29 protein-coding genes and 1 tRNA gene are annotated in these 24,842 nt (G+C 34.6%); 18 read left to right on the forward strand and 12 right to left on the reverse strand.

The window, feature by feature from the left end; genetic code table 11:
- Positions 1–13: 13 nt before the first annotated feature.
- Both dnaK and grpE read right to left on the reverse strand, forming a co-directional pair.
- A complete protein-coding gene (gene dnaK / locus CUN60_RS05505; protein WP_102951070.1) occupies positions 14–1,942 on the reverse strand; it encodes a molecular chaperone DnaK in 1,929 nt (642 codons plus the stop codon).
- Positions 1,943–2,050: 108 nt separating this feature from the next.
- Positions 2,051–2,617 carry a nucleotide exchange factor GrpE gene (gene grpE, locus CUN60_RS05510; RefSeq protein ID WP_102951071.1) on the reverse strand — a complete coding sequence of 189 codons (567 nt, stop codon included), beginning with the start codon at positions 2,615–2,617 and terminating at the stop codon, positions 2,051–2,053.
- Positions 2,618–2,775: 158 nt separating this feature from the next.
- On the opposite strand from grpE, the gene CUN60_RS05515 reads away from it, so the two are divergent.
- A complete protein-coding gene (locus tag CUN60_RS05515) occupies positions 2,776–4,032 on the forward strand; it encodes an MFS transporter (RefSeq protein ID WP_102951072.1) in 1,257 nt (418 codons plus the stop codon).
- A 37-nt stretch (positions 4,033–4,069) separates the two neighbouring features.
- Complete coding sequence (locus tag CUN60_RS05520) at positions 4,070–5,284, forward strand: MFS transporter (protein ID WP_102951073.1); 1,215 nt, start codon at positions 4,070–4,072, stop codon at positions 5,282–5,284.
- Here CUN60_RS05520 and CUN60_RS05525 read toward each other — a convergent pair whose 3' ends face one another.
- On the reverse strand, positions 5,285–5,692 hold the full coding sequence (locus CUN60_RS05525) for an MAPEG family protein (protein ID WP_102951074.1): 408 nt from the start codon (positions 5,690–5,692) through the stop codon (positions 5,285–5,287). It abuts the gene before it with no gap.
- Positions 5,693–5,700: 8 nt separating this feature from the next.
- Entirely contained in the window at positions 5,701–6,132 is a 432-nt protein-coding gene (locus CUN60_RS05530) for a hypothetical protein (RefSeq protein WP_102951075.1), read from the reverse strand.
- A 292-nt stretch (positions 6,133–6,424) separates the two neighbouring features.
- Between CUN60_RS05530 and CUN60_RS05535 the strand changes: the two genes are divergently transcribed.
- Positions 6,425–7,285 carry a sulfite exporter TauE/SafE family protein gene (locus tag CUN60_RS05535; protein WP_102951076.1) on the forward strand — a complete coding sequence of 287 codons (861 nt, stop codon included), beginning with the start codon at positions 6,425–6,427 and terminating at the stop codon, positions 7,283–7,285.
- 150 nt (positions 7,286–7,435) lie between these two features.
- Positions 7,436–7,520 (forward strand) — tRNA-Leu (locus tag CUN60_RS05540).
- A gap of 204 nt (positions 7,521–7,724) precedes the next feature.
- On the opposite strand, the gene CUN60_RS05545 is transcribed toward CUN60_RS05540, so the two are convergent.
- Positions 7,725–8,552, reverse strand: coding sequence for an IS3 family transposase (locus CUN60_RS05545; protein WP_245866341.1), 828 nt, complete (start codon positions 8,550–8,552; stop codon positions 7,725–7,727).
- 47 nt (positions 8,553–8,599) lie between these two features.
- Positions 8,600–8,941, reverse strand: coding sequence for a helix-turn-helix domain-containing protein (locus CUN60_RS05550; RefSeq protein WP_102950727.1), 342 nt, complete (start codon positions 8,939–8,941; stop codon positions 8,600–8,602).
- 224 nt (positions 8,942–9,165) lie between these two features.
- Here CUN60_RS05550 and CUN60_RS05555 point away from each other — a divergent pair, with 224 nt between their 5' ends.
- On the forward strand, positions 9,166–10,398 hold the full coding sequence (locus CUN60_RS05555; RefSeq protein WP_102951077.1) for a hypothetical protein: 1,233 nt from the start codon (positions 9,166–9,168) through the stop codon (positions 10,396–10,398).
- A 130-nt stretch (positions 10,399–10,528) separates the two neighbouring features.
- Here the strand turns inward: CUN60_RS05555 and CUN60_RS13435 are convergent, their stop codons facing one another.
- The 4 genes from CUN60_RS13435 to CUN60_RS05575 form a co-directional block, all read right to left on the reverse strand.
- On the reverse strand, positions 10,529–10,654 hold the full coding sequence (locus CUN60_RS13435) for a transposase (protein ID WP_102951078.1): 126 nt from the start codon (positions 10,652–10,654) through the stop codon (positions 10,529–10,531).
- A 486-nt stretch (positions 10,655–11,140) separates the two neighbouring features.
- Positions 11,141–12,823 (reverse strand): DUF5018 domain-containing protein, encoded by a 1,683-nt coding sequence (locus CUN60_RS05565; protein ID WP_102951079.1) that lies wholly within the window; start codon positions 12,821–12,823, stop codon positions 11,141–11,143.
- 298 nt (positions 12,824–13,121) lie between these two features.
- Entirely contained in the window at positions 13,122–13,865 is a 744-nt protein-coding gene (locus tag CUN60_RS05570) for a hypothetical protein (protein ID WP_102951080.1), read from the reverse strand.
- 76 nt (positions 13,866–13,941) lie between these two features.
- The gene (locus CUN60_RS05575) at positions 13,942–14,625 is read right to left on the reverse strand and encodes a hypothetical protein (protein WP_102951081.1); all 684 of its coding nucleotides are present in this window, start codon (positions 14,623–14,625) and stop codon (positions 13,942–13,944) included.
- A gap of 285 nt (positions 14,626–14,910) precedes the next feature.
- Between CUN60_RS05575 and CUN60_RS05580 the strand changes: the two genes are divergently transcribed.
- The 10 genes from CUN60_RS05580 (at position 14,911) to yidC (ending at position 21,009) form a co-directional block, all read left to right on the forward strand.
- Positions 14,911–15,666 carry a UPF0149 family protein gene (locus CUN60_RS05580; protein WP_102951082.1) on the forward strand — a complete coding sequence of 252 codons (756 nt, stop codon included), beginning with the start codon at positions 14,911–14,913 and terminating at the stop codon, positions 15,664–15,666.
- A 159-nt stretch (positions 15,667–15,825) separates the two neighbouring features.
- Positions 15,826–16,332, forward strand: coding sequence for a lysophospholipid acyltransferase family protein (locus tag CUN60_RS05585; protein ID WP_102951083.1), 507 nt, complete (start codon positions 15,826–15,828; stop codon positions 16,330–16,332).
- A complete protein-coding gene (locus tag CUN60_RS05590; protein ID WP_158649304.1) occupies positions 16,251–16,586 on the forward strand; it encodes a 1-acyl-sn-glycerol-3-phosphate acyltransferase in 336 nt (111 codons plus the stop codon). The genes CUN60_RS05585 and CUN60_RS05590 overlap by 82 nt, the downstream gene beginning before the upstream one ends.
- 32 nt (positions 16,587–16,618) lie before the next feature.
- The gene (locus CUN60_RS05595; protein ID WP_102951085.1) at positions 16,619–17,278 is read left to right on the forward strand and encodes an NAD(P)H-dependent oxidoreductase; all 660 of its coding nucleotides are present in this window, start codon (positions 16,619–16,621) and stop codon (positions 17,276–17,278) included.
- Between the two features lie 11 nt (positions 17,279–17,289).
- Positions 17,290–17,640 (forward strand): hypothetical protein, encoded by a 351-nt coding sequence (locus CUN60_RS05600; protein WP_102951086.1) that lies wholly within the window; start codon positions 17,290–17,292, stop codon positions 17,638–17,640.
- Positions 17,641–17,646: 6 nt separating this feature from the next.
- Positions 17,647–18,558 (forward strand): proline iminopeptidase-family hydrolase, encoded by a 912-nt coding sequence (locus tag CUN60_RS05605; protein ID WP_102951087.1) that lies wholly within the window; start codon positions 17,647–17,649, stop codon positions 18,556–18,558.
- Positions 18,559–18,636: 78 nt separating this feature from the next.
- The gene (gene rpmH, locus CUN60_RS05610; RefSeq protein WP_102951088.1) at positions 18,637–18,771 is read left to right on the forward strand and encodes a 50S ribosomal protein L34; all 135 of its coding nucleotides are present in this window, start codon (positions 18,637–18,639) and stop codon (positions 18,769–18,771) included.
- A gap of 23 nt (positions 18,772–18,794) precedes the next feature.
- Positions 18,795–19,139 (forward strand): ribonuclease P protein component, encoded by a 345-nt coding sequence (rnpA, locus tag CUN60_RS05615; protein ID WP_102951089.1) that lies wholly within the window; start codon positions 18,795–18,797, stop codon positions 19,137–19,139.
- Complete coding sequence (yidD, locus tag CUN60_RS05620) at positions 19,133–19,345, forward strand: membrane protein insertion efficiency factor YidD (protein WP_102951090.1); 213 nt, start codon at positions 19,133–19,135, stop codon at positions 19,343–19,345. The genes rnpA and yidD overlap by 7 nt, the downstream gene beginning before the upstream one ends.
- A 17-nt stretch (positions 19,346–19,362) precedes the next feature.
- A complete protein-coding gene (gene yidC / locus CUN60_RS05625) occupies positions 19,363–21,009 on the forward strand; it encodes a membrane protein insertase YidC (protein WP_102951091.1) in 1,647 nt (548 codons plus the stop codon).
- 139 nt (positions 21,010–21,148) lie between these two features.
- Here yidC and CUN60_RS05630 read toward each other — a convergent pair whose 3' ends face one another.
- Positions 21,149–21,670 (reverse strand): superoxide dismutase family protein, encoded by a 522-nt coding sequence (locus tag CUN60_RS05630; protein ID WP_102951092.1) that lies wholly within the window; start codon positions 21,668–21,670, stop codon positions 21,149–21,151.
- A 126-nt stretch (positions 21,671–21,796) separates the two neighbouring features.
- Between CUN60_RS05630 and CUN60_RS05635 the strand changes: the two genes are divergently transcribed.
- The 3 genes from CUN60_RS05635 to CUN60_RS05645 are packed head-to-tail and all read left to right on the forward strand — an operon-like array spanning position 21,797 to position 24,081.
- Positions 21,797–22,162, forward strand: a complete 366-nt coding sequence (locus tag CUN60_RS05635; protein ID WP_102951093.1) for a hypothetical protein — start codon at positions 21,797–21,799, stop codon at positions 22,160–22,162.
- A gap of 23 nt (positions 22,163–22,185) precedes the next feature.
- A complete protein-coding gene (locus CUN60_RS05640; protein WP_102951094.1) occupies positions 22,186–23,688 on the forward strand; it encodes a serine hydrolase domain-containing protein in 1,503 nt (500 codons plus the stop codon).
- 36 nt (positions 23,689–23,724) lie between these two features.
- The gene (locus tag CUN60_RS05645; RefSeq protein WP_158649305.1) at positions 23,725–24,081 is read left to right on the forward strand and encodes a nuclear transport factor 2 family protein; all 357 of its coding nucleotides are present in this window, start codon (positions 23,725–23,727) and stop codon (positions 24,079–24,081) included.
- Here CUN60_RS05645 and CUN60_RS05650 read toward each other — a convergent pair.
- Complete coding sequence (locus CUN60_RS05650; RefSeq protein ID WP_158649306.1) at positions 24,073–24,801, reverse strand: helix-turn-helix transcriptional regulator; 729 nt, start codon at positions 24,799–24,801, stop codon at positions 24,073–24,075. The genes CUN60_RS05645 and CUN60_RS05650 overlap by 9 nt on opposite strands.
- Positions 24,802–24,842 lie beyond the last annotated feature (41 nt).

Consider the following 24,842-nt stretch of genomic DNA (forward strand, 5'->3'; position numbering starts at 1 on the left):
TATCAGTTAATAATTATTTTTTATCATTAACTTCAGTATACTCAGCATCGATAACATCATCTTTAGGTTTTGCGCCTTCAGCTGCTTGTTGTTCAGCCCCAGCTCCGCCACCTTGTTGATTTTGCATATCAGCATACATCATTTCACCGATTTTTTGTGATGCAGTCATCAATTCCTGAGTTTTAGCTTCGATATTTTCTTTGTCATCAGTCTTAACTGCTTCTTCAACCGCAGCTACTGCAGCTTCAATCTTAGCTTTCTCATCTGCTGATACTTTATCACCATAATCAGCCAATGACTTCTTAACCGAATGAACCATAGCATCTGCATGATTACGCGCAGTAACCAATTCAGCAGCTTTTTTATCTTCTTCTGCGTGAGCTTCAGCATCCTGAACCATTTTTTGGATCTCTTCTTCAGATAAACCAGAGCTAGCCTGAATAGTGATTTTATTTTCTTTACCAGTAGCTTTATCTTTAGCTGATACATGCAAGATACCATTTGCATCGATATCAAAAGTTACCTCGATTTGTGGTGTTCCACGTGGTGCTGGAGCAATTCCACCTAGGTTAAATTGACCTAATGATTTATTACCTGCAACTACCTGGCGCTCACCTTGCAATACATGAATTGTAACTTCTGGTTGATTATCCGCAGCAGTTGAAAACACTTGTGATGCTTTAGTTGGGATAGTAGTATTTTTATTGATTAGTTTAGTCATCACACCACCCATAGTTTCGATACCTAGAGATAATGGCGTAACATCTAACAATAATACATCTTTACGATCACCAGCCAATACAGCACCCTGAATAGCAGCACCAACAGCAACCGCTTCATCCGGATTCACATCTTTACGTGGCTCTTTACCGAAGAATTCCTTAACTTTATCTTGTACGCGTGGCATACGAGTCTGACCACCAACCAAAATCACATCATCAATCTGGCTAGCTGACAAACCAGCATCTTTAAGTGCAACACGGCAAGGCTCAATCGTACGCTCAACTAATTCTTCTACCAATGATTCAAATTTAGCACGAGTAATTTTCATCACCAAATGCTTAGGACCAGCAGCATCCATAGTAATGTATGGCAGATTAATTTCTGTTTGTGTACTAGAAGAAAGCTCAATTTTTGCCTTCTCAGCAGCTTCTTTCAGACGCTGTAAAGCCATTACATCTTTTTTAAGGTCAATACCTTGTTCTTTTTGGAATTCAGTAATGATATGATCAATCAAACGTTGGTCAAAATCTTCACCACCAAGGAAGGTATCACCATTAGTTGATAATACTTCAAACTGGCTCTCACCGTCAACATCAGCGATCTCAATGATTGATACATCAAAAGTACCACCACCCAAATCATAAACTGCGATTTTACGATCTTTACCCTCTTTTTTAGCTAGACCAAATGCTAACGCAGCTGCTGTTGGCTCATTGATAATACGTTTTACATCAAGACCCGCAATACGGCCTGCATCTTTAGTTGCTTGACGCTGACTATCGTTAAAATAAGCTGGTACAGTAATTACCGCTTCAGTAACTGCCTCACCAAGATAATCTTCGGCAGTTTTTTTCATTTTTTTCAAAACTTCAGCTGAAATTTGTGGTGGAGCAAGTTCTTTATCATTAACTTTAACCCAAGCATCACCATTGGCAGCTTTTACAATGCTATATGGCATTAAATCGATGTCTTTTTGTACTTCTTTTTCTTCAAAGCGACGACCAATCAAACGTTTAGATGCATAAATAGTATTTTTTGGATTAGTCACTGCTTGACGTTTAGCTGGCGCACCGACCAAAGTTTCGCCATCAGTATAAGCAATAATTGATGGAGTGGTTCGCGCACCTTCAGAATTTTCAATAACTTTAGGTTGTCCATTTTCTACAATCGCCACACAAGAATTGGTTGTTCCCAAATCAATCCCAATAATTTTACCCATTTTAGTTCCTCTTTTCTAGAATTTATTTTGCCATCACTGGCTTTGTCTTAATTATCAAAATAAGGTTAATTAACAATATTTCAAGTAGTATTTTTACTTTTTTTCAAATTATTTTGCAACGCTAACCATAGCCGCACGCAAAACCCGCCCATTTAGCATATAGCCTTTTTGCATAACAGCAACAATCGTATTTGGTTCTTGATCATGCTCTTCCACCACATTCATTGCCTGATGTAAATTTGCATCTAGCTTCTCTTTTGGCTGTGGATTGATTTCTTTAACTTGATGCGATTCAAATACTTTCACTAATTGTTGCAAAGTTAGATCAACACCCATTTTTAGCATTTCAAAATTACCTGACTGATCTTTAAGCGCCATTTCAAGATAATCTTTTACCGTTATAATCTCTTTGGCAAAATTGCTAATCGCATAATCCCGAGCTTTTTTAATTTCATCCTGACTACGGCGTTGCGTATTTTGCATCTCCGCTACTAAACGTAAATTATTATCCTTTAATTCAGAAATTTCTGCCTCAAGCTTAGCCACTTGATCAATTTCTTCTTTTACGATCTCTTCTAAATTTTCGGTTATATTCTCAGTAGTTTCAGATTTTACTGATGAATCAATATCTTCTTCATTAGTCTGATTGTGGTTTTGCTGATTATTATTTTCCATAACTATAGTTCCCTATATAAATTTGTTACCTGAATGGATATATAGGATTATCATTAATTTTTTCAAGTTATTTGCCGTAAAATATTACTGAATAATTTTAAAACCGACTGCAATTATTGCTAAAATACCGCCAATTAAATATTTTAGGACATCAATCGATGAATCAAGAAGAACGGCGTATAGTTGGCTTATCTGCCCTTGGCGGAATGCTCGAGCTATATGATTTTGCAATTTACGGCACATTTGCCATTTACTTTTCTCATAAATTTTTCCCAAGTGGTAATCAATATACAACCTTACTTGAAACTTATATGGTTTTTTTACTTGGCTTTATCCTACGCCCAATTGGTGGTATTATATTTAGCCATATTGGTGATGAACACGGACGCAAAAAAGTACTGGTTTATACCATTTTGATTATGGGTATTTCCTCATTAGGTATCGCGTTATTGCCAACATATGAGCAAATCGGCATGGGTGCACCATTACTTTTACTTTTGATGCGATTATTGCAAGGATTAGCAGTTGGTGGTGAGCTACCAACAACATTTGTTTATATTAGTGAATCAATGTCATCCAAAAGACTGCTTGCTTTTGGCATAACTATGGCTGGAGTATTTAGTGGTTATTTATTTGCTGCGATTATTAACTTTATAATGACCAAAACATTTAGTAAAGAGGCGCTTAATGATTATGCATGGCGACTACCATTTGCTATTGGTGGTATAGTTTGTTTTGTTAGTTATCATATTCGTAAAACCTTACGTGAAACCAAAGCCTTCCAAGAAGTAATGAATAAACCCAAGCTTCCGGTAGTTTATCTTATAAAAAATTTCAAACCACAGATAATTGCTGGAATTTTTTTCTCAGCGACCCAGCAAGTATTTTCAATAGTAGGGATTATCTATATGCCAAGCTATATGAATGCTATCTTAAAGCTAGATACTGCCTACATTAGTAATCTTTTACCCTGTGCGCTGATTGCAACTGTAATTATAATTGCGGCTGTTGGAATTTATTTTAATAAGCTACAAAATGTCTATAAATTAATGCTAACTAGTCTAATCTTGAATCTACTTATCGTCCCGGTAGTTTTTTTCCTCATCAGTTCAAAACTACATATAGTAAGTGGTTATATTATCTTAATGGCATTGCACGGTTTAATTGGTTTGATGATTCCGTTATACATCACTTTACTATTCCCGACTAATATTCGCTTAAGCGGAGTTGCCTTATGCTATAACGTATCAGTAGCCACATTTGGTGGTACAGCACCGATAATTATCACGACTTTATTAAAAGAAACTAGCCTCATTTATTTAGTCCCAGTTGCTTATATATTGATATTTGTGGGGTTAAGCATTTTCTTTACTATAGCAACTAAAAAGGTTGCTGTAGAAAACATGATGAGTTAAATTTCTAACCTAATTTAATCAAATTATATATTAAAGTATGAAATACAATATACGCCGCTGGAATCCAATCCTGATCGCTATTCCAGATATCGGGATTGGTTTAATGTGGGGCTCACTAAGTAATGTGGTAGCCTTTTATGGTTATTTATATACCAACTCAGCCGAAGAACTAGCGAAAATATATTCAGTTGCTGCAATTATTGGTGCTGTCACACAAGTTATTGTCGGCATTTTAAGTGATAAAACTAAGCACAGATGGGGCAGGCGAACTCCTTGGCTAGTATATGGCATGATACTTGCGGCTATAAGCATATCTCTTTGGCCACTTGCTACTAGTTTTAATATGTTTTTAGTGTTATCTGGTATTAGCTGTATGCTAGTTAATGTTGCTCAATGTGCTTACTATACTATGGTGATGGAAGTTGTTGACAAAGATCAGATTGGTTATGCCAATACTCTATCAAGAACCAGCGCTACACTAGGTATGTTCTTGATGGGGTGGCTTGCTGGCTTTTTATGGGATGCCAGACACCCATCATATACTTTTTTTACAATGGCAGCAATAATTCTTCTCTCAACAATTTTGATAGTTCCAGTACTTATCAAAGAACGCCCTGAAAACTATACGCAAAGTGAACCCTACAGATTTACGTTAGACTTCTTACGAAATAAAGAAATACTTAAGTTATTCATAATTACATTTCTATTTTTTGGTTCCAATACTTTGGTGGTACAAATGGCAACCTCGCTATTTGCCAAAAGTTATCAGTTTAGTGAGCATACGGTTGGAAAACTTGGGATGTTTCAAGCTTTTGCCAGCCTTTGTTTTGGCTTTACCGCATTTAAACTAATTGATGCTTTTAATCGTAAGCATATACTGCTATTTTCTACTTTTGGTTTAGCGGCTACTTTTATTTTACTAGCTGTGTTCTTATCAAGTAGCAGCAATTCGTTTATTCTATATGGTGGTATTTTTATTTATGGCTTATTCTTTATTGCGGGTAAGGTTTGTATATACACAGTTTTATCGATGATCGCTCCAGAAAATAAACTTGGGGAATATATCGGTTTATTGAATTTCTGTATCGCTTTGCCTCAATTTTTCTTTTCTATTTTTTTTGGTTATATGATAGATGCAGGATACTATAAATTACTCCTGCCTTTCGCTGCATTTTTGTACTTTTGTGCATTTGTTTTTGCTATTACCATGAAGCTTGCATCAACTAAAATTCACAAAGGGAAAGTATCATGATTAATTTTGGCTAAATGAAGTGAAAATGGCAATCATTGAAACACTAATTATACAGCCAAATGTAGTTACCATCCCGAGCACTCGCCAGATTGGATTAGCGGTAATTTTTCCATCAACATATTTTTCAGCTTTTAACAAACTATAGGCATGAAAGATGCGCGCAATAACAAAAAGCACCCCCAATATATTGATAGTCAAAAATGAAGTACCATTTTTCTCAATCATGTAAAGCAAAATCAAGAAAAATGGCGTATATTCAGCAAAATTACCTTGTGCACGAATTTTTCGTTTGATAATTAAATCATCATCACCTAGTGCGATTTTCAATTTTCTACGACTGACTACAATATTTATTGATAAGACAACAAACATTAATCCTAAAATACCAGCATAAAATAAACTAGTCATTATTAACCCTATTTCACGTGGATCTGATTAAAGTTTTCAAGAGGATATTCAGTACCCTTGATATATTTTTTATCGGTATGTATAATTGATAAAAGCTCTGAATATCTGCTACCAATTCGGCTTAGATTAAGTAGCTCAATAAGGTTATCTGGATCTTCCTTCATTATTGGTAAATTTATAATTTCTGAATGTAGCTCAACACTACGATTACATAATTGATGCAATTCAGCCAGATTTTCATCGATATTCTCACTGTCAAGGATTTTCTCAATTGCCTTATTATCTTTTACCAATAGCTGTAATTTACATAGCGCAACTTCGACAACGTCAAGTAAATGTTGACTTAATGAACGACAAATCGGTAAATAACTTTTTCCATTTTTTACAATTTTTATCATATCACTAAAACCAAGCTCAGCATTTAATAAATTTCGCGACATTTTCGATTCCTTTTTACATGATTTATAATCAATTATAATAGCATAAAGTAGAATATTCTAAGCCAATCTTTTTCTCAATATGATAGAATAAGAACTTACCATTCACAAGTATAAAGGAAGCCCAAATGAAATTGGCATTTGATAGTTTTCAAGCCATCAATATGTTTGAGTTACCCTTTCATAAGCTCCAGGCTCTTCAATTTAAACTTTCTGATTTTCGATGTTGTAGATAATAAATAATCTCACTTTAGGCATTATTTTATTTCGTTAATTACAAACATTGGATATCAACATGAATTCTTTTGACATATTAAAAGCTATCGCTATTTTGCTTTCTATCGCAATTATAATCTGGTTTATCAAATTCTACACTAAAGAAACCCTAACTAAAATAGAGCAAATTAAAATATTCATTATAGGCTTTGTTTCTAATCTGCTTGACACCGTAGGAATAGGCAGCTTTGCAGTTATTGTCGCTATGCGTAGGCTTTTAGGTGTGATGCCTGATGATGTTAAATTAATTGGTAGCATGAATATTCAGGCAATGATCACGGCTTTGGTTCAAATGTTGATCTTTCTTCATTACATAAAACTAGATATCATAACATTACTAGTTGCGGTAATTATGATAGCACTTGGTGGTTTTTTATCTGGATTGTTGGTTGTGAGCGTTGATAAAAAGATTGTTCATCTGGTTATGCTATCAGCTTTTGCATTTACAGGTGTTTTACTCCTTTTATCTCAACTCCACATCCTAGAGATAAGTGGTGGTGACGATGCAATTCGTGGTGTTAAGCTAGTAATTTTTGCAGTATTTATGCTAGCGGCAGGATGTTTGCCGGCTTTTGGCGTTGGCTACTATTCTTTAGTTAAAACCAGTATTTTTCTTTTTGGTGTAAATCCAATTATAGCCTTTCCGATCATGGCAAGTGCTAGTGCATATCAAATGCCAGTTACTTCATTTACTTTTATCGCTAAAAAGAAATTTTATTCAAAAAGCACTATAATCATGATTTTTTCCGGAGTATTAGGCGTTTTTATTGCTGCACCACTAATTAGCAAAGTTGATCCATATACCTTAAAATGGATTTTACTTGGTATTGTAGTTTACAATGTTGTAACATTGGCAAAGGCATCAAAACAGCCAGAATGATAAATTATTAAAATTTATATATAATGTTTTTTAAAAAAAATTAGATTTAATTGATTGATCTACTTACCCTATGTAAATTGCGCTGCAAAATTTTGTAAATTTTTGTTGCAAAATCAAGGCTTATGACATATAATACGTATCTCACCTAAAGCGGAAGTGGCGAAATTGGTAGACGCACTGGATTTAGGTTCCAGCGCCGCGAGGCGTAAGAGTTCGAGTCTCTTCTTCCGCACCATTAAATATCATATCAAATAATATTACATTTAAACAAATTACTATCCCAGCTGTAACTTGTACCACAGCTATACTTAATTCTTTAATCTAGGCATGATCCTTATTATTAATATATCATTGCATAAATGTATATTGTAAGTTTAAAATCAATGTATTAATAAAACTTAAAGCACCACTCTGATCTGCTCCCCAAATAGTGGACAGATTATAAAAAGCCTCTGGTAGATTCAAAATGGTTTCGATATTCAATCGGAGCCATTTTTCTTAATTTGCGCTGTATTCTATCATTATTATAAAAATAGATATACTCATCAATTAATAATTTTAATTCTTCGTAAGTACTTATTTGCTCTAAATAAATACTCTCACTTTTCAAATGTCCAAAGAAACTCTCAATACATGCATTATCCAAACAATTACCTCTCCTGGACATGCTCTTTGTTATACCTAGTGATTTTAATAAAGATGTGTAGGCAATAGATGTGTACTGTGAACCTTGATCACTATGTAGAATAAGCTGATCATTACTCATACTTGGGAATGCTCGTTTGATAGTCTCTATTACTAGCGGATTATCATTGTATTTACTTAGCTCATATGATTTTACTTCATTGTTAAATAAATCATAAATTACGGAGAGATAATAATTTACTCCTCTAACCTTTAAATAAGTAATATCAGTAACTAATTTTCTATTAGGTAAATTGCTTTGAAACTTCCGGTTTAGAATATTAGCTGCCAGTAAATTTTCATTTCCAAAAAAATTACGCTTCTTTCTAATCCTAGACTTTAGGCCAAGTTTGCGCATTAAGCGTAAAACCTTCTTATAACTTATTACCATACCTTGCTTTGATGTTAAAGTATCACGTATTCTACGGTAACCATAGCGACCTTTACTTTTAATGTAGATAGCTTTGATACTATCCATTACCATAGTTTCTGTTAACACAGCTTTATTACGGTTGGCTAATAAATATTTGTAATATCCGCTCCGGGATACACCAAAAAATTTGCAAGCAGATATAATAGACAAACCAGATGTAGAAATATAGCTCTCAATAACACTAAAAGACAGAGATTTTATTTTTCCTGTTTGTCTCTTAGCTCCTTCAACTTTTTTAGTAGAAATAGCTCTCCTTTTAGCCTCATATTTTCATGACGCAACGCCTCAACTTCTGAATTAAATCTTTCTTTCTTTGGTCGGCCGTGAGAGCTATGGTTGTTATGCTTGCCACGACCATCTTCTAAACCTGAAGCACCATAAAGTCGAAACTTCCTTATCCAATCTTTTATTATGCTTATCTCTAATTCATATTCTACAGAAAGTTGGGGACCTGTTTTACCCTCATTTAGATACTTATTAACAATAAGCAATTTAAATTCTCGGGTATATGTTTTGCGATGTTTATTTTGTGTGTACATAAAAAAACTCCCTACGAGTAGTTAAGTATAAAGGGCTTTCTTTATACTTGTCTACTTTATAGGGAGCAGATCAGTAATGGTGCTTTTTTATTACTAATGTCATTTTTTGCTGATAGCTTCTGTCAAAAACGTATACCTTGCTTGCGTAAATAGCTATATCGATAATTAGTAATAAATTGGTATTATTCTAGATATTATAAGAAATATATTTCCAAGGGCTGAACATGAAAAATACTAAGTTAAATATTGTACTTCTATCTGCATTACTTGCTGCATGTAATGGTGGTGGTACCTCTACAGGAGCATCTCCTGCAAATAATAATGCTCTGTCATTCAGTACCAATAGTATGCAAATGCTCACAGGCGGTAAAGTTAGGACTGTAGAATTACAGGCTAAAAATATTGATTCAAATGTAACAGTAGATTTACAGACAAGTAACTCTAATATTCATCTGAATTCGAATATCTGCATATTTTCTCCTGCTAATCATAAATGTGAGATTACTATTGTCTCAGGTGAAAATGAAGGTAACTATACGGTTACGGCTAAAACATCAAATGGGGAAACATCAAAACCGCTTAATGTAAACATTTATAAAATGGGTGCAATTGAGGCTGACTCCAATTCTTTGATTTTAAAACCCAAAAGTACCAATACGGTAGATATTTCGCTAAAGAATATTGATGGCAATTACCCCAGTCATAAATTAGTATTTAAAGCTCCACAAGAATTGGTGCTAGACAAATCTGAATGCATAATTTCAGGAAGCCAACCTCACTGTAAATTGGCTGTAACCAGCCTAAATCAGGAAGGTAATTATATTATTAGTTACCAGACTGTTAACACAGCCACAAACAAAAGCATTTCCGGTTATTCTGCAGCTCCAATTAAAGTAAGTGTTAGTAATAATGATGCCCCAACGCCAACACCTGGGTTTAAACCACAAATTGAGTTTAGCAATTCAAGTATAAATATGGTTAATGGCGAAACTACAGAAGCAACATTGAAGCTGGTAAATTATGCATCGGCGGATAAATCATATAATGTAGATTTTCTTGCACCAAATAATGTTACAATTATAAATCAGTCAGATTGCGAATTAAATAATGATCATAGTACCTGCACAGTTCAATTTGAAGCTAAACAATCAGGCGATACACAATTAAAAGCATTTTCAGATGGATTAACTATTGCACCGGCTAATGTACATGTACATCCTCCAGGAGTTGTTATGTTTAATAATAATGCAACACCCTTTGAGTGGTTAAGTGGTGGAGACCGATTTAATCATGTTAGACTTAAATTGGAACCAAATAGTCCTTATGACCAGGTTACAGTTAATCTGGACCCAGAACATCTAATGGAATTATCGACTAATACATGTACATTATCCAATGAGAATAAAGAATGTGACATAGTTATAAAAAACCCCCTATCGGTAAGACAACTCCTTTAAAAACTGTTGGTAGTAATAAGGAATATATAATGCCAACCCTTATGGTACATAGAGATTCAGTAAATTAGAAAAGCTGCCACATGGCAGCTTCTTTTATTGAAATAATAGAAACATAGCTAACCCGAAATGGTTATATAAACGCTAGAGTAATAGCTTTTTTTAGATGGCTACACTTTTTTATCAACTTTGTGATGTTTTGCTTGAGATTTGCCCAGAGCTTCTCAATTGGATTTAAATCAGGTGAATATGGAGCCAAATAACTCTATGAATTCTTTGAGGTCAGCCTCTTTGCGTTCTTTGTACTTTGGCTCTTTTTTTATATGTGATTTTTCATTCTGGCTAACGTATCATAAAAGGTTGACATTGCAAGCGCTGGTGCAACTGCATCGCGTATTGATGATGATAATGTACTGGACAAATTATACAGCAACCTAGAGCATTAAAACAGGTTTGTAATATTGAAAAGTTTCAAGTTCGCAAAAGTCATGCAATACGGAATCATATTTACCGTGCGCTGCGTACCTTGTGCAAACTATAAATACTGAAAGCTAAACAGGTGATTACAAATTTGTGTCAAATCCAGTGGCAACTATTTTATGAAGATAAATGCATAGCCACATTACCCTGTCAATGCGTAACTTCTATAAGAGTAATTCCTGATTGGAATTATAATAGTCTGTTCAAGATTAATTAAGAGCCTGTTTGTTAAGCTATATTATTTAAATTGAGAAAACCATCAAGACTAAAGTGGAAATTTCATAACTGTAACTTTATTAGAGTTTGCACCATCTTTATATGCAACATATGGAAGGTTAGTGGATGGATCAAATGCTATACATTGATATTCACTTTGGCCAGCAGAAAATCCTGCGTTACCAACATTTACCCAGTTTGTACCGTTAAAGGTCATTACTGTTGCCTTATTAGAGTTTATATCATCCCTATAAGCGACATATGGTTGATTATTTGAAGGATTAAAAACTATACTTGGCGTTGATATGGAACCAGCAGAAAACCCTGCATTGCCGACATTTACCCAGTCTGTACCGTTAAAGGTCATTACTGTTGCCTTATTAGAGTTTTCTCTATCTACATAAACAACGTATGGTTGATAATTTGAATGGTTAAAAGTTATACTAATATCGCTAACAACTCCTGTAGAAAATCTTGAACTACCAACTGTTATCCAGTTGCCAGCACTATCAAACTTCATTACTGTTGCTTTATTAGAGTTTGCAGCATCACTATAAACAACATACGGTTGATTAGTTGATGGGTTGAATGCCAAATCAACCCAGTCGGATTGACCGGCGGAAAATCCTGCATTACCTACATTTTCCCAACTTATGCCATTAAATGCCATTACTGTTACCTTAGAATTTTGACTATTGTCTCGGTATGCTACATATGGCTGATTATTAGATAGATTAAACGCTATACTTGAGTAATTAGTACTACCAGCAGAAAATCCTGCGCTACCCACACTAAACCATTGAGGAGGCTGAGTTGTTACGGTTACTATATAATTTTTGGTACTACGATCAGCTGCATGAACGGTATAAGTTACTGGGTTTGTAAAATCATTGGGAGTCACTGTGCTGGTTTGAATCGTACTACCAATTGATACACTTTCCCCGCTTGTACTAAATGTTGCAATTAATGCTGTTACATCGGTTCCAAACGGAACTGTTACGGCTATATTAGTTCCAGTTATTACACCTGCATAACCATTTAATGAAAATGTTTCAATGTTTTTGGCCGAATTTGATGCTACTGTTACGGTTACTATGTAATCTTTGGTACTACCGTCAGCTGCATGAACGGTATAAGTTACTGGGTTTGTAAAATCATTGGGAGTCAGTGTGCTGGTTTGAATCGTACTACCAATTGATATACTTTCTCCGCTTGTGCTGAATGTTGCAATTAATGCTGTTACATCGGTTCCAAATGGAACTGTTACGGCTATATTAGTTCCAGTTATTACCCCAGTATTACCATTTAGGGAATATGCTACAATATCTTTTGATGTATTTGGGGCTATTACTACAGTTACTGTATAATTCTGGATTGTACCATTTGCAGCTGTTACTGTGTATCTTACCGGATTTGTAAAATTATTTGCCGTCTGACCGCTTGTTTGAAGGCTTCCATTTATTGTTACAAATTTTCCGTTAGTAGCAAATGTTGCTGTTAATGCAGTTACATTAGTTCCGTAAGGCATTGTCACTGTTATATGAGTACCCGATATTACCCCACTGACAGGACCACGTGGACTAGATATTGAGTATGACGTTATTGCATTTAAGTTTGAAGGTTCCGTATTTCCATAACCGCCATTGTTTGAACAGGCTGTTATTAGTAGAACTATATTAAAAATTAATAAGTACTTTAAACCATTATATACTGATTTAAAAATATTATACATTTGCTTCCCCTTGTGTTTTTATGTATTTTCTATTTACACCTACTAAGTTTTGAGTTAAACATCAAATAGTTTGTATTTGTAGGTGTAAATTTAGAAAATGCTCAGTTGGTTTCTGCCTTCATGTGAGATATTCAATTTTATTAGTTGATAAAGTCTATGTTTTTTGCACTCATGGCTCTAAATATATCTATAACCCCAAGTAAGCCCTCTTTTGATAGATTATTTATTTAGATACAAAGAATTCAATTTAACGACAGAACTCTTTAATCATAAGTGCAAATACTATATTTTCAAATTCTTACCATAAAGGATCAGTATTAGTTGGACATTTTCCATCAAGCTTATTGCCATAGAAATCCATCACCTGAAATTCATTAGAGTTACCATTAACAGAGCCAATATAATATGTTTTTTTACCGCTAGGTGCTTTGTTATCATTTTCACTTGTTTCAACCAGTAATCCATAGTTACATTTTTCATTAACTATGGACGCGGTAGTGCCAATCCACCAAGTGTTATAGAATGAATAATGATTTTGAGCGAGATAGAACGACTTAGTTACTTGATTTCCTTCTTGGTCTTTTCCTATAATTGGAAAATTATTAATGGATAGAGTAGTTTCAATGTAGAAATTTAACTCAGAAAATTCTGTACCTGTTAAACCAGCAGAATACCCCCAGTTAGATGAGGTATTATTGAGTTTATCTTTAAATGACTTAGCAACTTGCGTACTTGCTTTTCTACCAGATTTGAATACTATATCAAAATTATTATTATAGATAAATTTATCGCCATATTTTTCCCTACCTAAACTCACAGTCAATCCATCTTCTTTAGGTTGTCCAGCAGTTACCTCACTATTGTTGTATTCTATAGAAATTTTAATATCTAATGGTGTTTTAAAATATACATGATTATCATGCATTGTTGTTGCCCAGCTAGTGGTAGACGCTATGCTCGCAAAAGCTAATATCATTAATTTTTTATATCCTGAAATCGTTACAGGAATATTTTTTTTAGATGGGTTTGCTTGTTTTTTCATTTAATTCCTTTTTTATTAAATAGTTAAAAAGACTATAGTCATTGGTGGGGTCTAATATAATGTTTATTATTCAAGGTTATTGAGATACTTTATAAATAGTTATATTGCCGGGAGTATATGAGAAAGCTGCCTGATGTTGACCTGGAGTAAGTAAATATTCATAACCGGTAGAACCTTCTTCACATGGTAAAAAAGTATTTTTTGTATCTCCTTGTAATTTATTATATTGGAAATATGCGGTATCATAACTGGTACCAATATACTGTTTAATGGTACATATATGATATTGCCCTTCATCTATAAAACCAATTTGCAGATTTTTGATGGCAAAAAATGTATAATCATCTTTTAATAAATTACAATTTTTTCTATCTAAGGCTGCAAATGGTCCGCTAATTTGAAGGTTTAATTCTTTCCCATTATTAGCAGGTGTTACTTTAGTTAATGAAAAGTTACTATTACTAGGACATACGATATTTGGTGCTATAACTGTAGGGCTTTGCCCAGCATTATTAATATTGGCGAAAATAATTTTTATATTTACATTCTTTGTCAAGGCCTTGCTGGTTAATGAAGGACTATCTGTAGAAAGAATAGAATCATAATATGGGTCTGGATTTTCATTGACAACGCTTTCTGCCTTGAATTGATTTGTAGTGGATGTACTACCAAGGGTTTCACCAATTCCTCCATTATTACAAGCAGATATTAATAAACTAAATCCACTTATTAACAATAAATTTAAAGTTAATTTTTTCATTTTTTTCCTTTTCAATGTTATTTTCATGACTTGAGAGATTTATAGAAGCTTTCCCGTTATTACATCTACTAAGATAAGTCATAGCTATTAGTAAATTTTATTTACCTGATCATTTAATTCAAATGAATTCAGTAAATTTACCCAGCGAGAATTATACGGTAATGAGTTTCATCAAATTTCTATGCTTTGGAATAAGAGTAATTCCTAATCGGAATGATAAAGCTGCTTTTATAATATGTTATGATACGGGATATACTTTTAAAATAATAGTAAGTAAAGGATAATATGAAACCAACAAAAAATGTTGATTACGCAAAATTAGATACCGAATTAAAAACCTATTGTTATGCTGGTTATGATATTCATTTTCTGCACGGGTGGTTTTGTGCTTATCTTTCTGCACCAAGTGACAGCGAGGAGGACTTACTTATTCCTGATTATTTGATTGTTGACGAAGATAAGATTAAGGATGAGGTGGTATTTAGTAAGACCGTTGATAATTTAGTCGAACTATATTCGCTAATGGCAGATTCTTTATATGAACAGAATAAGCCGATTAAACCGTTAATTGATATAAATAAATCAGCTTTCTTTGATCCACTATTATTTGATGCTAATCATAAAATTAATCTAATCAAATGGCTATATGGTTATTTGGCTGGATTTGTTGTAATTGGTTTGGATGTTTCAGAAGTGATTCCAGATGATAAGCTTCTAGATGAGAAGTTTTTTCCAGCGCTATTTACCTTATGTATTGCATTATTTGCACTGGATAGGGAAATAGCTCAGGTCGATAAAGTTGATGAGGCATTTAAAGTTGATTATAAAGAGCTATTGGAAGATCTAAAAGCTATGTGGGAAAGCGAAGACAATGAAGCTGATGTAGATGAGCAGATTGCTAATGCTATTGAGTATTTAGATCTTATGGATGTGAATGCAGCACTTAATGATATTTTTTATGTGGTTAGACGAAGCGATGAAATTAAAAATGCGAGTGCGGATTCTGGTAAACTTTTAAATAAATTGATAACTAAACATTAACTTAATTATCAATTTTTTGTTACAATCGGTTCTATACTTAAATTATATATTTGGATAATTCTTTAGTTATTATTGAAGCCAATAATCTAGTTGAGTATGATTTTATTATGCCATGCGGCATAGTTATTTCTTGTTAAATTTTAGTTTGGTGTTATTTATATGCGTGAAATTAGAACCTGGCTCAGGTTTGCTGCGGTCATTTGGGGAATGATATATGTTATATCATTATCGTTTATATTGTATCCAATTGTTTCTCACGCCTTCTGGCGTAAATGGATCCATAAACATTGGGCAAGGTATATGGTTTGGGCTGTTGGTGCAAAGCTTGAAATTAATACTACGCTTGGCAAAAATTATATTCAGCCAAATACAATGTTTGCGCAAAATCATATTTCTTGGCTTGATACGCTAGTTATGTCTAGTGTTCACTGCGTAAACTATGTTGGCAAAGTTGAAATGCTAAAATGGGGGCTAATCCGTAATGTAATCAAATCGGGTGGTACAGTTTTTATTAACCGCAAAAATAAGCGCGAGTTAGTTACTGCAAATAAAAAGATTGCTGCGGTCCTTGCTGATGGTTGGGGATGGGCTTATTTCCAGAAGGAACAACTAGTGATGGGACGCAAATTCTGCCATTTCATGCTTCAATCTTTGAAGCGGCAATGATTGCTAAAAGCCGCGTGGTTCCTGCTGTATTGCGTTATCGTCATGCTAAAGGTGGGCTTGCTACCGAAGTTACCTTTGCTGGTAAGGGTTGGATGGAAACAGTGATGAATACCTTGCGTCTTGATGACTTGGTTATTAAAATTGATGTTCTTGAGCCTGTTAATGCTATTGATTTTCCTGATCGGGAAAGCCTTTCGCAGTATATGTATGCAAAAATAAGTGATTTTTACCATAGTGATTTAAAAGCCAATTAAGAGATGGATGACTTTAAGATTAGGAAGAAATAATGATCGATAAAAAATTGATACTTGATGCTTACAATTGGAGACATGCTTGTAAAGAGTTTGATTCTACAAAGAAAATTACTCAAAAAGATCTGGAGTTTTTATTAAATACCATTAGTTTATCGCCGTCTTCATTTGGTTTACAACCATATGAAGTTTTTGTAATTGCAAACCAGGATATTCTGAAAGAGCTTCATCCTCATATGTGGGGTGCGCAAAAACAGCTGTTTACCGCTAGTCAAATAGTAATGTTTGCGACAAAAAAAGATGTTACCATTGATGATGAATATTTTGAACATATTTTGGTTGATGTTCAGGACACTCCGTCCGAGATGCTTGAATTTAGACGAAGTTTGATTGATACCCATCAGCATAAAGAACTGCGAATTAATGAGGATGAGCGTTATTTGTCAGACTGGGCTGCCAAGCAGGCGTATATTGCATTGGGGAATCTGATGACTGCTGCTGCGTTAATTGAAATTGACTCTTGTCCGGTGGAGGGATTTGTTAAAGAATCGGTTACAGAGATATTAAAAAGGCATAATATCTTAAATGCTAATCTTGACGTTGCTGTTTTTTGTTGTCTTGGTTACCGTCTAAACCCGCCAGCACGACCTAAGACCAGAAAATCGATTAATGAACTAGTTCATTTTATTAACTAGGTTTTATTTTGATGCGCGAATATTTTTTAATTGCAGCTAGTATCTGTTTCTTGACTGCCTGCTCCAAAGACGGTGACAAACTTGTTGGTACTTGGATTAGTGAAAGTGGCGACACCGTGATGACGATTACTCCAGGCTCTTTATGGATAGATTATAAAATTAGCGTTACTGGTAATGATGGTTATCTAAATAATGCTTGTAAAACAGTGGTTTTATATAGCAACAATGGATTTAACTGTTACGGCTTTCCAGATCAAACAGCACGGATAATGTATCAATCAAATTTACAGCCAGAGAGTGATCTACTTGTCGCAACTAGCACTATAGATGGTAACTTTGTTAATTATCATAGATTTCACTAGACATATATGATTACAGTAAAAGAAAATTATATTGATGTCCCGGGAGGGAAAATTTGGTCTCAAATAATTTCTCCAGATGCTGCCAAAGAAAATCTGACAATAGTTTTTCTGCATGGCGGTCCGGGTAGTACTCATGATAAGCTTAAATGGGGCTTAAATTCGCTTGCTGATAAATATACCCTGATATTTTATGATCAGCTTGGCGGTGGTAAATCAGCCTTGTCTGATTCAGGTAATAAATCGGATTTGTGGACAATTGAGCGATTTGTTGCTGAACTAGACCGTCTTATTCGCTTCTATAATCTAGATAAATTTATTTTATTTGGAACTTCGTGGGGTGCAAGTCTTGCGCTTGAATATTATTTTAGTAATTCCGTCGTAAAAAAGCCAGCTGCTTTAGTAATTAATAGTCCACTCGTCAGCACTAAAATGTGGATGGAAGATGCTAATCGCTTAAAACAGGCAATGCCAGTCGAGATTTATCAAACAATGCTTGAGTGCGAGAAAAGTGGAGACACGTTAAGTGCGAAATATCAAGAGGCAATGCAAGCATTTTATGATAAACATTTGTTGCAACCGTCATTTTTAAATGAAGAGCAACGGACATTAATTAAAGATACTGCTAAGTTATTTAATGAAGAAGCTTATTTACAGATGTGGGGACCAAGTGAGTTTTATGCAACAGGCACCCTAGTTGATTACGATCGTTATGAAGATTTAGCTAAGATTGATATTCCCGTGTTATTCTCCTGTGGCGAATATGATGAGGCAACTCCCGAGAGTTTGTATAAATTTCACCAGAAATTACCCGGCTCATATTATGAAGTGATGGCGGGGTGTAGTCATCAAGCTTACTTTGAGAAACCAGAGGAATTCTGTCAAAGGCTGAAGCCGTTTTTAGAAAAGCTTCCCAGCTAATAAAGTTTATTGAGAAATTGCAATTTCCCTGATTTTATGCTATAATCCGCAACTTATTTTGCTAAAGGAATACCAAAGATGAAACGTACATTTCAACCATCAGTTACTAAACGTAAACGTACTCATGGATTTTTAGTTCGTATGAAAACTAAGGCTGGTCGTGCAATTATTAATGCGCGCCGTGCTAAAGGTAGAAAAAGTTTAGCTGTTTAATTCCACATTAATATTGGTAGTGGATGAATTGCTTTACTAAAGAGCACCGACTAAGAAAAGCGGATGAATTTTCATCCGTTTTTGCATTTCGCAAGGTTCGGGTTGGTAAGTATTTTAAATTACATTATATGCCAAATAGTTTTGAACACTCAAGGCTTGGTTTTATGGTTAGTAAAAAAGTTGCTAAACGAGCCAATCAGCGAAATTATATGAAGAGATTTATTCGAGAGTTTTTCAGAACTTCTCAATCAGGCTGGGGTGGGGTTGATCTTATCGTAAGAGTTCAGAAAAAATTTACTCAAAATGAATGGCTACTGGTAACTGATGAGTTAAAGTCGCTTACCAAGCAGTTCATAAAGCCATGCTAATCCGACTTGCTATTTTTCTTATCCGTGCTTATCAGCTTTTAATCAGTTCATGGCTACCACCAACCTGTCGCTTTACCCCTAGTTGCTCTAACTATGCAATAGTTGCATTTACTAGGTATGGTATAATCAGGGGCTTTATTTTATCTTTACGTCGTATTTCTCGTTGCCATCCATGGGGTGGTAGTGGGCATGATCCTGTGCCCTAGAGTTTTTAAGGAAGTTTATGGATACGCGTCGTTTAATACTTTTTGTTGCTTTATCTTTAGGGCTTATGCTTGCCTGGGAAAAATTTTTCCCGCAAAAGCCAAATCCGGCTCAAACCCAATCAGTTTCGGCTTCTGCTGATATTCCTGCTGCTACAAGTAGTAGTAATAATGTTGTTTCAGATGGTTCATTTAATCTGGCGAGTGACAAAACAATAACTGTTACCACTGATTTAATGAAGGTGAATATTAGTACTATGGGTGGCGACATCCGTGAAGTAGATTTATTAAAGTATTCTGATTATGATGATACTTCAAAACCATACCAGTTGTTGTTAAATCAGAAAAATCGTGTCTTTATTGCTCAGACTGGTTTGATAAGCTCTAATCAAGATCTAAAATTACCAACACATAAATCTTTATTCAGTGCTGATAAAGATAACTATACCTTGGCAAGTGGACAGGATAGTGTTTCTGTTACTCTGAAAGCAGATGCTGGCAATGACATTGTTATTTATAAAACTTATACTTTCAAGCGAGACAGTTACGTAATTGATACCAGCTATCAGATTACTAATAATAGTGCAAATGCTTTAAATAATATATCTGCCTACTGGCGTTTCCTGCGTGATGAGCAGGCTCCAAGTGGTGAAACTAAATTTGTTCACACATTTACTGGACCAGTTTACTATACTACTGATGCTAAATTTAATGCGGTTAAATTCGATAACCTAGTAAAAAATGATGTTGATTATCCGCAAAATGTTAATAATGGTTGGATAGGGTTTACTGAACACTATTTTACGTCTTTGTGGTTATTAAACCCATATAATCATCCAGCAGTTTGTATTAATGGGGTTGCTTGTCGGTTTAATTTGAAAACTGTTGATGATGGTAAGCTTGCATCGGCAGGATTAATGACTGATTTACCTGCGATTCAGGCTCATACCTCATATTCTGTATCAGTGCCAATGTATGTTGGACCGCAGGAATATAAAGCAATGGCTACTGCTGCACCTGAATTGGAACGGACTAAAGATTATGGTTGGGTATATATCTTTGCTACACCATTATTCTGGTTATTAGTTCATATTTATGAATATGTTAAAAACTGGGGTTGGGCAATTATCCTTCTAACAGTTTTTGTTAAAGTTGTTTTATTCCCACTAACTAGAGCTAGCTATAAATCAATGGCAAAAATGAAAGCTTTGGCACCAAGAATGGAAAAGCTGAAGGCTCAGTACGGTGATGATAAAGTTAAGCTTCAACAATCCATGATGGCGATGTATCGTGAAGAAAAGGTGAATCCGGTTGGTGGTTGTTTGCCAATGCTATTGCAGATTCCAGTATTTATTGGTCTATACTGGGCATTACTTGGTTCTGTTGAATTACGTCAAGCGCATTTTCTATGGATAAATGACTTGAGTCGCCCAGACCCATACTTTATTTTGCCAGTAGTACTTGCAGGGACAATGTTTTTACAGACATTCCTAAATCCGCCAGCGGCTGATCCGGTGCAAGCGAAGATGATGCGCATTATGCCACTAGCATTTAGTGTTATGTTCTTCTTCTTCCCGGCAGGGTTAGTTGTTTATTGGTTAGTTAATAATGTACTATCAATGGGGCAGCAATGGTATGTAAATACACATGTTGTGACTAAGAAGTAAGTGATATTATAAATAAAAAAAGGCTGTAGTTTACTACAGCCTTTTTGTTTTTTTAAGGATAAGTTATTTGTAATTATATCTGAAGTAACTAAGGCATTTTGCAACAGAGGTATTGTGAAATATTAAGAAGCAATTACAATTACTTATCTGCTTTAGTTGGAATAACGCCGCATGCCATCCGGCTACCGCCACCGCCAAGTGCTGCTGGAGTATCAGAATAATTATCTCCACCGTGATGTATCATCAAGCTATGTCCAAGAATATCTTTGACGGTTAGTTTTGGTGCCACAACGGGGACAGCAACAGTTCCATCATCATTAATATAAATTGCTGGTAAATCACCTAGATGCCCATCAGGACTATAAGGTCCCAGATGATGTTTAGTTTGTTTGGGGTCTAGATGTCCGCCAGCCGCCATTCCATTTTTGGCACAGGATGGATTTTCATGAACATGAAATCCATGTGAACCAGGAGTTATTTCCGGGGTTAAGTTGTGTAGTTGAAATGTGAATTGCAAACCATATTTAGTATCAGTTGCAACTACATTACCAACTATAGTTTGTGATTCATTGGTAAGTGTCATCGGTATAGTTACCGTAGCAGCATTGGCAAATGATACCCCTAATGTAGCTGCAGCTAATAGATAAACTAATTTTTTCATTATATTTTTCCCAAAAAATAATTATAAGGTGAATTATATCATTAGATATTATGGCATAATTAATTAAGCAGCAAGATTGTCGTGATAAAATTACCTACTAGAAAATAAATATTGATGAGGATATTGATGGCTAAATACTTTCGCTTTATATTAATAATGGTTTTCTTTCTTTTGACTGTAGCATGTGAACAAAAAAAAGTAGAGAAGAAAATAGAGGTTAATCCTGAGATTATGGGGATGTGGAAAAGTGATGATGGTTGTCAGTTGATTCTCGAGAAAAATGGCGATGATATTATGCTAGTTAAATTTTCAACTGCAAATGCATCGGATGTTGGCTATACTAATTTACAGCTAAAGGCTTATAAAGAAAGTATTATGACTAAATTCAAGCCAGTAGAGAGCAGTATTCATTTGAATATTTCATTTCTTGAGGGGGTAGTTATGGTCGAACAGTATTGTAAACAGCCATTACATAAAGTAGATAATTACTAATTATAAAAAGAGAGAGTTTTTATATGAAAAAAGCTGGCTTATTATTATCAGCTATGTTATTTTGTGCTAATTCATCGTTTGCAGTAGACAAGGCTTTATCTGGGGTTGTTGTCAATCCATTCGAAAAACAACTTGAGCATGGGTTACGAGGTTATTATGTAATAAAAGGGCAGACAGAGTCTGCTTCATTGCTCTCTACGATGGAACGTTATAAAATTCCAGGGGTTAGTATTGCGGCAATTCATGATGGTAGATATATTTTAGTAAAGGCTTATGGATATAAAGATAGCTCTACGCGCCAACCTCTAACTTCAAATGATCTGTTGCAGGCAGCATCAATGAGTAAGCCAATAACTATTGTTGCTGCACTCAAATTAGCTAGTCAGGGAAAACTTGATCTTGATGCAAATATTAATAATTATATGACAGATAAATGGCGGCTCGGGGATAATCAATATACTAAACCTCAGCCAGTTACTGCCAGACTACTAATGGCTCATCTTGGCGGTATAAATGTTGCTGGTTTTCCTGGAATTGATCGCTCGGTTAGCAAATTACCAACAATTATTGATGTTCTAAATGGTAAAAAACCATATGTTACGACCGAAGCTGTTAAAGTTGTTGATACTCCTGGTAGCAAATTTGCCTATTCAGGGGGTGGTATCAGTATTCTACAACTTGCAATAATGAATATTACCGGACAGGACTTTGCTAGCTGGATGAAGAGTGAAGTTTTTGAGCCATTTGCCATGCAGCATAGTACCTTTCTCCAACCGCTACCTGAGTCATATCAGAGTATTGCTAGTAGTGGACATGATAAAAATGGTCTGGTATATAAAGGGCGTTACCATAACTATCCAGAACAGGCGGCTGCTGGATTATGGACGACTCCTGTTGAGTTAATAGGTATAATAAACCATTTAAAAATGGCATATTATGGGCATTGTTCTCCACTAAGTATAGAATCTGGATTTTTTAGCCAGATGTTTACGCAGCAGAAACCTTCGCCATTTGGGTTGGGGTTTATGTTAGAGAGTACACCTGATGTATTTACTTTTGGTCATGATGGAGTAAATGATGGCTTTCAGTCTAAAATGATTGCTTTTGTGACGCCTCACGGAAGCAAGGCCAAGCTTCTTGATGATGCGCTTATCGTTATGACGAATTCGGATAATGGACATTACGTTCTTGATTCAGTTGTGAATGCTTTTACTGATGTCTATGGTATTAATTATCATCCGCCAATTCAGATAAGTCCACAAGCATTACCAAAAGATATAAATAAATATCTAGTTTCATTTTCTTTTGCTAATTATCCTAAAAATATTCATAGAGTGATAGCTGAAAATGGTAAGCTTTATCTAAACTGGTTTCAAGATGGTTATACTGAAGTTCTTTATAGCCTAGGAAATAATACATTTGTCACTTTAAGTGGCTATAAATTAGTTTATTCATGGCACGGTAACAAATTATCTTTGGTTGTTACATATCAGAATAACCCATCTGACAGTGCAATTATTAATTAATTTATCACAAAAATGGAGTTATTTATAATGGGAGCAATGACGATTATAGATATAGCAACCTCGTTCTCAACCGGGAAGTTTAATCTGACTTATGATTTTATTGCTCCAGAAGCAGAATGGGAGATAGTTGGAGAGTCTCTATTTTCAGGTAGGGAGCAAATTATTGCAAATTGTGAAAAAGTATGCTCCTATTTTAATACTGTGACGACTAATTTTAAAGTAGCTAATATACTGGTAGATGGTGATAAGGTTGTTATAAATGGAACCGCTGAGTTTTTTAAAAATGATCAGTTGATTTCATTTATTTCTGCCTGTGATTTTTATCAGTTTAGTGAGCAAAAGCAGCTAGTAAAAATAACTTCATATTGTATTACTAGAAACTATTTAGGTTGAATGATCAAAGACCGTGTAATCAGTTATTTCAATACAAAATCCGTCACGCAGAATATTATTTGGCACAAAACGATAGTAGCCTAAATCGATTAGTTTGTCGTAAAGTGCTTTCCGTCCAAAAACGGAGAATTTTGGAATTAATTGGGATTTGAATACTTGGTCAATTGCATTCTTGGATATTGTTTTTTCCTCAATTTTAGAGATTATTTCGGCGATCGTATTGCTATCTAGGTTCAATAGAAATAAAAATACTACCTGTTTTTCCCGGTTTGTTAATTTGATCTGATAGTCAAATTTATCAATTAATGCAATACCTTTGGTATAGTATTTAGATAGAATAAACCAGATATTAAGAGTGTCAACTAGTTTACTACTACTATATAAGGCAACAATGTTATCTGTTTTTGGATTGATAATCGGTGCATAAGTTATAGTTAAAAATCTTGATTGTCTATTTTGGGCGGTATCCATTAATAGATACTTTACCAAAGATTTTTTCTCAATGGCTTTATCTTGCAGTGTAACTACCTCAGGTTTATGAAGGTGCGCGACTACTTCATTATCACTAATACCAATGTGTTTTGCAAACTCGGATTTATACAGTATTTCCTTTTCAAGACTTAATATTCCACCTAAAAAATCCCCCGTGGATTCACTTATTAACTTGAAATAGCTAATATATTGGTTGAGAAATTCCTGGTCTGTTTGTTCTAGCATCATCTTACTCAGAGAAATAAAGGCTAGTAGTTTAACATAATATT

Source organism: Aquella oligotrophica, from assembly GCF_002892535.1.
Taxonomy (GTDB): Bacteria; Pseudomonadota; Gammaproteobacteria; order Burkholderiales; family UBA11063; genus Aquella; species Aquella oligotrophica.

What these genes read in the sequence shown, in the direction of transcription:
- dnaK (WP_102951070.1), bottom strand. Translation starts at nt 1,942, where the DNA reads ATGGGTAAAATTATTGGGATTGATTTGGGAACAACCAATTCTTGTGTG.
- grpE (WP_102951071.1), bottom strand. Translation starts at nt 2,617, where the DNA reads ATGGAAAATAATAATCAGCAAAACCACAATCAGACTAATGAAGAAGAT.
- CUN60_RS05515 (WP_102951072.1), top strand. Translation starts at nt 2,776, where the DNA reads ATGAATCAAGAAGAACGGCGTATAGTTGGCTTATCTGCCCTTGGCGGA.
- CUN60_RS05520 (WP_102951073.1), top strand. Translation starts at nt 4,070, where the DNA reads ATGAAATACAATATACGCCGCTGGAATCCAATCCTGATCGCTATTCCA.
- CUN60_RS05525 (WP_102951074.1), bottom strand. Translation starts at nt 5,692, where the DNA reads ATGACTAGTTTATTTTATGCTGGTATTTTAGGATTAATGTTTGTTGTC.
- CUN60_RS05530 (WP_102951075.1), bottom strand. Translation starts at nt 6,132, where the DNA reads ATGTCGCGAAATTTATTAAATGCTGAGCTTGGTTTTAGTGATATGATA.
- CUN60_RS05535 (WP_102951076.1), top strand. Translation starts at nt 6,425, where the DNA reads ATGAATTCTTTTGACATATTAAAAGCTATCGCTATTTTGCTTTCTATC.
- CUN60_RS05550 (WP_102950727.1), bottom strand. Translation starts at nt 8,941, where the DNA reads ATGTACACACAAAATAAACATCGCAAAACATATACCCGAGAATTTAAA.
- CUN60_RS05555 (WP_102951077.1), top strand. Translation starts at nt 9,166, where the DNA reads ATGAAAAATACTAAGTTAAATATTGTACTTCTATCTGCATTACTTGCT.
- CUN60_RS05565 (WP_102951079.1), bottom strand. Translation starts at nt 12,823, where the DNA reads ATGTATAATATTTTTAAATCAGTATATAATGGTTTAAAGTACTTATTA.
- CUN60_RS05570 (WP_102951080.1), bottom strand. Translation starts at nt 13,865, where the DNA reads ATGAAAAAACAAGCAAACCCATCTAAAAAAAATATTCCTGTAACGATT.
- CUN60_RS05575 (WP_102951081.1), bottom strand. Translation starts at nt 14,625, where the DNA reads ATGAAAAAATTAACTTTAAATTTATTGTTAATAAGTGGATTTAGTTTA.
- CUN60_RS05580 (WP_102951082.1), top strand. Translation starts at nt 14,911, where the DNA reads ATGAAACCAACAAAAAATGTTGATTACGCAAAATTAGATACCGAATTA.
- CUN60_RS05585 (WP_102951083.1), top strand. Translation starts at nt 15,826, where the DNA reads ATGCGTGAAATTAGAACCTGGCTCAGGTTTGCTGCGGTCATTTGGGGA.
- CUN60_RS05590 (WP_158649304.1), top strand. Translation starts at nt 16,251, where the DNA reads ATGGGCTTATTTCCAGAAGGAACAACTAGTGATGGGACGCAAATTCTG.
- CUN60_RS05595 (WP_102951085.1), top strand. Translation starts at nt 16,619, where the DNA reads ATGATCGATAAAAAATTGATACTTGATGCTTACAATTGGAGACATGCT.
- CUN60_RS05600 (WP_102951086.1), top strand. Translation starts at nt 17,290, where the DNA reads ATGCGCGAATATTTTTTAATTGCAGCTAGTATCTGTTTCTTGACTGCC.
- CUN60_RS05605 (WP_102951087.1), top strand. Translation starts at nt 17,647, where the DNA reads ATGATTACAGTAAAAGAAAATTATATTGATGTCCCGGGAGGGAAAATT.
- rpmH (WP_102951088.1), top strand. Translation starts at nt 18,637, where the DNA reads ATGAAACGTACATTTCAACCATCAGTTACTAAACGTAAACGTACTCAT.
- rnpA (WP_102951089.1), top strand. Translation starts at nt 18,795, where the DNA reads ATGAATTGCTTTACTAAAGAGCACCGACTAAGAAAAGCGGATGAATTT.
- yidD (WP_102951090.1), top strand. Translation starts at nt 19,133, where the DNA reads ATGCTAATCCGACTTGCTATTTTTCTTATCCGTGCTTATCAGCTTTTA.
- yidC (WP_102951091.1), top strand. Translation starts at nt 19,363, where the DNA reads ATGGATACGCGTCGTTTAATACTTTTTGTTGCTTTATCTTTAGGGCTT.
- CUN60_RS05630 (WP_102951092.1), bottom strand. Translation starts at nt 21,670, where the DNA reads ATGAAAAAATTAGTTTATCTATTAGCTGCAGCTACATTAGGGGTATCA.
- CUN60_RS05635 (WP_102951093.1), top strand. Translation starts at nt 21,797, where the DNA reads ATGGCTAAATACTTTCGCTTTATATTAATAATGGTTTTCTTTCTTTTG.
- CUN60_RS05640 (WP_102951094.1), top strand. Translation starts at nt 22,186, where the DNA reads ATGAAAAAAGCTGGCTTATTATTATCAGCTATGTTATTTTGTGCTAAT.
- CUN60_RS05645 (WP_158649305.1), top strand. Translation starts at nt 23,725, where the DNA reads ATGACGATTATAGATATAGCAACCTCGTTCTCAACCGGGAAGTTTAAT.
- CUN60_RS05650 (WP_158649306.1), bottom strand. Translation starts at nt 24,801, where the DNA reads ATGATGCTAGAACAAACAGACCAGGAATTTCTCAACCAATATATTAGC.